The sequence below is a fragment of the Candidatus Palibaumannia cicadellinicola genome (assembly GCF_002855795.1).
Taxonomy (GTDB): Bacteria; Pseudomonadota; Gammaproteobacteria; order Enterobacterales; family Enterobacteriaceae; genus Baumannia; species Baumannia cicadellinicola_C.
Map to the genome: position 1 here is coordinate 1 of NZ_NJPO01000079.1, position 6,058 is coordinate 6,058.

The 6,058-nt window shown below is 43.1% G+C and carries 7 protein-coding genes, 4 tRNA genes and 1 pseudogene; 10 read left to right on the forward strand and 2 right to left on the reverse strand.

What is annotated here, in order from left to right; all coding sequences use genetic code 11:
• The first annotated feature begins 129 nt into the window (after nt 1-129).
• The 6 genes from CEX73_RS01580 (at nt 130) to dut (ending at nt 2,372) form a co-directional block, all read left to right on the forward strand.
• Nucleotides 130-207: transfer RNA gene (locus CEX73_RS01580), tRNA-Arg, on the forward strand.
• A gap of 32 nt (nt 208-239) precedes the next feature.
• Nucleotides 240-315 (forward strand) — tRNA-His (locus CEX73_RS01585).
• 16 nt (nt 316-331) lie between these two features.
• Nucleotides 332-420: transfer RNA gene (locus CEX73_RS01590), tRNA-Leu, on the forward strand.
• Nucleotides 421-469: 49 nt separating this feature from the next.
• A tRNA-Pro gene (locus tag CEX73_RS01595) sits at nt 470-546 on the forward strand.
• 175 nt (nt 547-721) lie between these two features.
• Nucleotides 722-1,936, forward strand: a complete 1,215-nt coding sequence (coaBC, locus tag CEX73_RS01600; RefSeq protein WP_101626858.1) for a bifunctional phosphopantothenoylcysteine decarboxylase/phosphopantothenate--cysteine ligase CoaBC — start codon at nt 722-724, stop codon at nt 1,934-1,936.
• On the forward strand, nt 1,914-2,372 hold the full coding sequence (dut, locus tag CEX73_RS01605) for a dUTP diphosphatase (RefSeq protein WP_101626859.1): 459 nt from the start codon (nt 1,914-1,916) through the stop codon (nt 2,370-2,372). The genes coaBC and dut overlap by 23 nt, the downstream gene beginning before the upstream one ends.
• 58 nt (nt 2,373-2,430) lie before the next feature.
• Here the strand turns inward: dut and pyrE are convergent, their stop codons facing one another.
• Nucleotides 2,431-3,072: an orotate phosphoribosyltransferase gene (pyrE, locus tag CEX73_RS01610; RefSeq protein ID WP_101626860.1), complete on the reverse strand. Its 642-nt coding sequence runs from the start codon at nt 3,070-3,072 to the stop codon at nt 2,431-2,433.
• Nucleotides 3,073-3,171: 99 nt separating this feature from the next.
• Here pyrE and CEX73_RS01615 point away from each other — a divergent pair, with 99 nt between their 5' ends.
• From CEX73_RS01615 to mutM, 4 genes are all read left to right on the forward strand, one after another.
• Complete coding sequence (locus tag CEX73_RS01615) at nt 3,172-4,047, forward strand: YicC/YloC family endoribonuclease (protein WP_101626861.1); 876 nt, start codon at nt 3,172-3,174, stop codon at nt 4,045-4,047.
• A 97-nt stretch (nt 4,048-4,144) separates the two neighbouring features.
• Nucleotides 4,145-4,375, forward strand: a complete 231-nt coding sequence (rpmB, locus tag CEX73_RS01620; RefSeq protein WP_101626862.1) for a 50S ribosomal protein L28 — start codon at nt 4,145-4,147, stop codon at nt 4,373-4,375.
• Between the two features lie 27 nt (nt 4,376-4,402).
• The gene (rpmG, locus tag CEX73_RS01625; RefSeq protein ID WP_101626863.1) at nt 4,403-4,570 is read left to right on the forward strand and encodes a 50S ribosomal protein L33; all 168 of its coding nucleotides are present in this window, start codon (nt 4,403-4,405) and stop codon (nt 4,568-4,570) included.
• Between the two features lie 50 nt (nt 4,571-4,620).
• On the forward strand, nt 4,621-5,430 hold the full coding sequence (mutM, locus tag CEX73_RS01630; protein ID WP_101626864.1) for a bifunctional DNA-formamidopyrimidine glycosylase/DNA-(apurinic or apyrimidinic site) lyase: 810 nt from the start codon (nt 4,621-4,623) through the stop codon (nt 5,428-5,430).
• 14 nt (nt 5,431-5,444) lie between these two features.
• On the opposite strand, the pseudogene coaD reads toward mutM, so the two are convergent.
• Nucleotides 5,445-5,945: pseudogene (gene coaD / locus CEX73_RS01635) on the reverse strand (pantetheine-phosphate adenylyltransferase).
• Nucleotides 5,946-6,058 lie beyond the last annotated feature (113 nt).

The following is a 6,058-nucleotide window of genomic DNA, read 5'->3' on the forward strand; positions in this document are numbered from 1 at the left end:
GAAAAAAGGTACCGCTAATTTTATCACCGTCACGCTACCTAAATATTTAACTATATTTGAAAAAGCACTAGACAGCTAGCTAGTTAATTAGTATTATCCCACCCCACCGTACCGCAGTCAAGGTGCTACGCGCCCGTAGCTCAGCTTGGATAGAGCGCTGTCCTCCGGAGGCAGAGGTCTCAGGTTCGAATCCTGTCGGGCGTACCACTTTACAGTGGTAATAGGATAAAGAGTAAACGGTGATTGTAGCTCAGTTGGTAGAGCCCTGGATTGTGATTCCAGTTGTCGTGGGTTCGAATCCCATCAGTCACCCCATAATTGGAATTGGTATGCGAAGATGGCGAAATTGGTAGACGCGCTAGCTTCAGGTGCTAGTGTCTGATCATAGACTTGAGGGTTCAAGTCCCTCTCTTCGCACCAACCACCAACCATAAGCATCTATCAGTAGTGAGTAGTATTGGGATCAACTCGGCGAGTAGCGCAGCTTGGTAGCGCAACTGGTCTGGGACCAGTAAGTCGGAGGTTCAAATCCTCTCTCGCCGACCAGTATTATCATATCATATCATATCAAGTCTTCTGACTAGCTAAACTCATACTATCAGCTACAATAGCTCATTTCTTAACCTTAACTTTTTACTAATTACTAACCTTTTACTGCTGATTCATAGTAAAATATTCGTAACTAAAAAAAATTTGTTGAGCATTTAGACATGCGACAAACATGACTGGACTAACCAGTAAACATATTATACTAGGCGTAGGAGGAGGCATAGCTGCTTACAAGGTCCCTGAAATAGTGCGCCGTTTACGTGAATGTAAAGCGGAAGTCCGCGTGGTAATGACTTCTGCGGCAAAAGCGTTTATTACACCGTTAAGTTTGCAAGCTATCTCTGGCAATTATGTGGCTGATGAGATGTTAGATCAGGCAGCTAAAGCTGCCATGGGCCATATTGAACTAGCCCAATGGGCAGATTTGGTACTGTTGGCTCCCGCCACAGCTGACCTACTTGCGCGTATTGCCGCAGGCTTCGCCAATGATTTGCTCAGTACTCTTTGTCTCGCAACTCCAGCTACCATCGTTGCTGTGCCAGCAATGAACCAGCAAATGTACCGGGCACCAGCGACTCAAGCCAATCTGACGACTTTACGCAATAGGGGCGTACTGTTATGGGGACCAGATAGTGGTAGTCTGGCTTGCGGCGATATCGGCTTAGGGCGGATGTCAGATGTTCTGGTACTAGTTGAGCTAGTACGCAGCTATTTTTTAGTAGCAGGTTCCCTGAATCATCTGAGTATTATGATAACGGCTGGGCCGACCCACGAAGAGCTAGATCCGGTACGTTTTATTAGCAATCATAGTTCTGGGAAAATGGGCTTTGCTATTGCTAGTGCGGCAGCTGCGAGAGGAGCGCAAGTCACCCTAGTGACTGGTCCGGTAAATACGCCTACTCCGCCAGGAGTGCAGCGTATCGATGTAACTAATGCGTTAGAAATGCAGGATGCGGTAATGCGTACTGTACAACAACAGCATATTTTTATTGGTTGTGCAGCTGTAGCTGATTACCGCGCCGGCAGCTTTTCACAGGAAAAGCTGAAAAAACAAAGCGATAAGATTATGATCACCTTGACGAAAAATCCTGATATTATTGCCGAGGTCGGCGCGCTAACTGAGAACCGACCCTACGTTGTAGGATTTGCTGCTGAAACCAAGAATATAGAACAATACGCACAGCAAAAACGTATCGATAAAAAAATAGATTTAATTTGCGCTAACGACGTTTCCTGTGGTAGCCAAGGCTTCAACAGCGATAACAATGCCTTACGTCTGTTTTGGCAAGATGGTGAAACTATGTTAGCTCTCAGCGAAAAAACATTGCTGGCTCAACAACTACTGGACCTAATTGTCAGCCGTTATGATGAAAAAAATAGATATTAAAATCCTAGATCACCGCATTGGCGATAGCGTTTCATTACCAACGTATGCCACGCCCGGATCAGCCGGGCTTGATTTGCGCGCCTGTATAGATAATCCAATTGTATTAGCGCCAGGGGAAACAACTATAATTCCCACAGGATTATCTGTGCATATTGCAGATACCAGTTTAGCAGGAGTTATTCTCCCGCGTTCAGGATTAGGACATAAGCATGGTATCGTACTGGGTAATTTAGTGGGGCTGATTGATTCTGACTATCAAGGGCCACTAATGGTTTCGGTATGGAACCGCGGACAAAAAACTTTTACTATTGAACCCAGCGAGCGCATGGCACAAATAGTTTTTGTGCAGATAGTGCAAGCAGACTTTAACCTGGTCCAAGTATTCAATACCAGCGAGCGCGGTCAAAAAGGCTTTGGTCACTCAGGAAGACAGTAGTGAGTAGACATACATTAATGTCATGATAATAAAGAAAATAAATCAACTTAGCCTTAGCCTAAATACCGTATTGCTGTTGATAGCCTAATACAGCATCAAGATGTTCTATCATCTCATGTTTTATCGCCAGATAATCGATCAAATCCTTCAGCGTAATAATAGCGAGAACTCTACAATGATAATCCCGCTCTACTTCTTGAATCGCGGAAATATCGCCATAGCCTTTCTCCTGTCGATTAAGAGAAATCAACACTCCCGCAGGGGTAGCATGATTAGTTACTATAATATCCATAGATTCACGAATGGCTGTACCGGCGGTTATTACATGGTCCACCAGCAAAACTTTTCCCTGCAACTTGCTGCCTACTAATGTACCGCCTTCCCCATAATGTTTTTTTTCCTTGCGATTAAAACAATACCGAATATTACGATTATAGTGCTCTGCCAAAGCCACGGCAGTAGTGATAGCAATCGGGATACCTTTATAAGCAGGTCCAAATAATAAATGGAAATCTACCCTAGCATCCATGAGCGTAGCGGCATAAACCCGACCTAGAAAAGCTAGATCACAGCCTGTGTTAAAGATGCCTGCATTAAAGAAATAGGGGCTTATTCGGCCAGATTTGAGCCTAAATTCTCCGAATGTTAAGGCTTTTTTGTTTAACGCATATTCGATAAATTGACGCTTATACTCTTTCACAAAATTTGTACTATTTTTGGCGTTTTAGCTTTGTCTGCTTACCTAACTATAATATATAATAACAGCAGCTTATTAACAAATTAATGCTATTAGATTCTAATGATCCGTAGTATGACAGCCTACGCACGGCGTGACATGAAAGAAACTTGGGGTACTGCCACTTGGGAGCTACGTTCCGTTAATCAACGTTATCTAGAAACTTACATCAGCTTACCAGAGCTGTTCCGCAAGCTAGAGCCAACCATTCGTAATTATATCCGTACTTTTTTGACCCGTGGTAAAGTAGAATGTCATCTGTGTGTGAATGTCAACCTGCAAATGCCAAGTGCACTTATCTTGAACGATAAACTAACGAAAAAACTGATTGAAGCTGCTCAGTGGGTAAAAATGCAAAGCAACGAAGGAGAGATTGATCCACTGGCTATTTTGCGCTGGCCAGGTGTAATAGTAACGACAGAGCAAACTCCAGATATAGATACCATGAGTCCATCATTACTATCTTGTCTTGATGCTACGCTACATGATTTCATTCGTGCTCGTGAAATCGAAGGGATAGCCTTAAAGACTATGATTGAACGGCGCTTGGCCGGTGTCAGCGCTGAGATTACTAAAGTTCGTCAGCAAATGCCAGATATCTTAGTCTGGCAAAAGAATAAACTATTAGGTAAGTTGGAAGAAGCACAGGTTAAGCTGGACAACGATCGTCAAGTGCAAGAGCTAGTAATGCTCGCTCAAAGGAGCGATATTGCGGAAGAACTCGAGCGTCTCGAAACACATATTAAAGAAACATATCATATTCTGACTAATAAAGAGAAAGAGGCAGTTGGCCGTCGTCTTGACTTTATGATGCAAGAATTTTACCGCGAGTCGAATACTCTGGCATCAAAATCTATTAACGCTAGCGTAACAGCATCAGCAATTGAGCTTAAGGTTTTGATTGAACAGATGCGTGAGCAGATTCAAAACATTGAGTAATATCTCTCTATGTCATACTTGAGCAGTGGCACGTCAAAGAGTTATGCTATACCCCGTAGAAATAATAACAAGTATGTTCTTTTTAGGGAGAATTCATATGTCCCGAGTCTGTCAAGTTACTGGAAAACGACCAGCAAGCGGTAATAACCGCTCCTACGCCATGAATGCTACTAAACGCCGTTTTCTACCGAACCTGCATTCTCATCGTTTCTGGATTGAGAGAGAAAAACGCTTTGTCACGCTACGGGTATCTGCTAAAGGTATGCGTATCATCGATAAGAAAGGCATAGAAACTGTTTTAGCAGCTATCCGTGTCCACGGTAATTAAACTAAACTAAAGTAAGGAAACTATCTTATGGCTAAAAGTGTTCGTGAAAAAATTAAGCTGATTTCTTCTGCTGGTACCCATCATTTTTATACTACCACGAAGAATAAGCGTATCAAACTTGAAAAGATAGAATTAAAAAAATTCGATCCGATCATACGTAAGCATGTTCTTTACAAAGAAGCTAAAATTAAATAATGTTAACGCATTACTAAAAATCCCAATCAGGTGATAAAGATAATTATTAGATGCCAGAGTTACCAGAAGTAGAAATTAGCCGCCGGTGCATTGAACCTTGGGTGGTGGGCCATATTATTCAGCGGGTAGAAGTACGTAATAAGCAGCTGCGCTGGCCGGTAGATAAAGAGATTGTCTCTATGCAGGAGCGTAGAGTGCTGAGTCTGCAACGAAGGGCTAAGTATTTACTGTTGAAGCTGAATCACGGCTGGATGATAATTCATCTTGGTATGTCAGGTCGGCTAAGAATATTATGGCAGCCGCTACCACCAGAAAAACATGATCATATTGATCTCATCATGAGCAATCGTTGTATCATTCGCTATACTGATCCACGGAGATTCGGCGCCTGGCTTTGGAGCGATAATCTGCAAAATAGTCGTGTATTAGCTCATCTGGGGCTAGAACCCCTCAGCGATGAATTCAATGGGTACTGGTTGTTTACACAGTCTCGTAATAAACGTACGCTTATTAAGCAGTTACTAATGGATAATAAGCTAGTGGTCGGGGTTGGTAATATTTACACCAACGAGTCACTATTTGTTGCCGGTATTCTACCGGACCGAGTATCCTCTTCATTAAGTGAACATGAAGCGATGATACTAGCTAAGAGTATCAAAATGGTACTGCTACGCTCTATTGAGCAAGGCGGTACAACATTGCGAAATTTCTTGCAGTCAGATGGTAAGCCTGGTTTGTTTGTACAAGAGTTGCAAGTCTATGGTCGTAGCGGTAAACCTTGTCGAATATGCGGTAGCCAAGTACAAAGGGCCAAACATGGCCATCGCAGCAGCTTCTTTTGTACGCATTGCCAACACTGAAGCAACATTATTAGTCAATCAATCAAGGGAAGGTTAGGGTGCAGCCGTGCCTTGACTTCTTTCGCAATCAAGGCAGGAAGAAAGTGATCTACACTACCGCCGTGCAGCGCCACCTCTTTCACTAAGGTAGAAGAAATATAAGCCCAAGTTTCAGCTGGCATCATAAAAACGCTCTCCAGACCAGGCAGAAAATGGCGATTCATTTTCATCATTTGCATCTCAGATTCAAAATCTGCCACGGCTCTTAGCCCACGGATGAGAATATTAGCCTGCTGTCAGCGGGCAAAATGCGCCATCAAACCAATGAATCCTCGTACTGTTACGTTCGGCAAATGCACGGTGACCTGAATAGCAAGCTCTACCCGTTCATTTAGATCGAATAAGGGCAGTTTGCTAGGACTTGCGGCTATAGCAAGTATTACTTCATCGAATATCTGCGCGGCACGTGTCACGAGATCTAGATGACCGTTAGTTAACGGATCAAATGTCCCGGGATAGATGGCTTTCTTGGTCATAGTCATACTTAATCTCCGCATAGCTTGAATTTTAAACGAACCAAGCAAGCAGCTTAATTACTAAGGCTAAGTTGTAGATGTTGTCGGTTATGATAACTACCGATACACTTTTT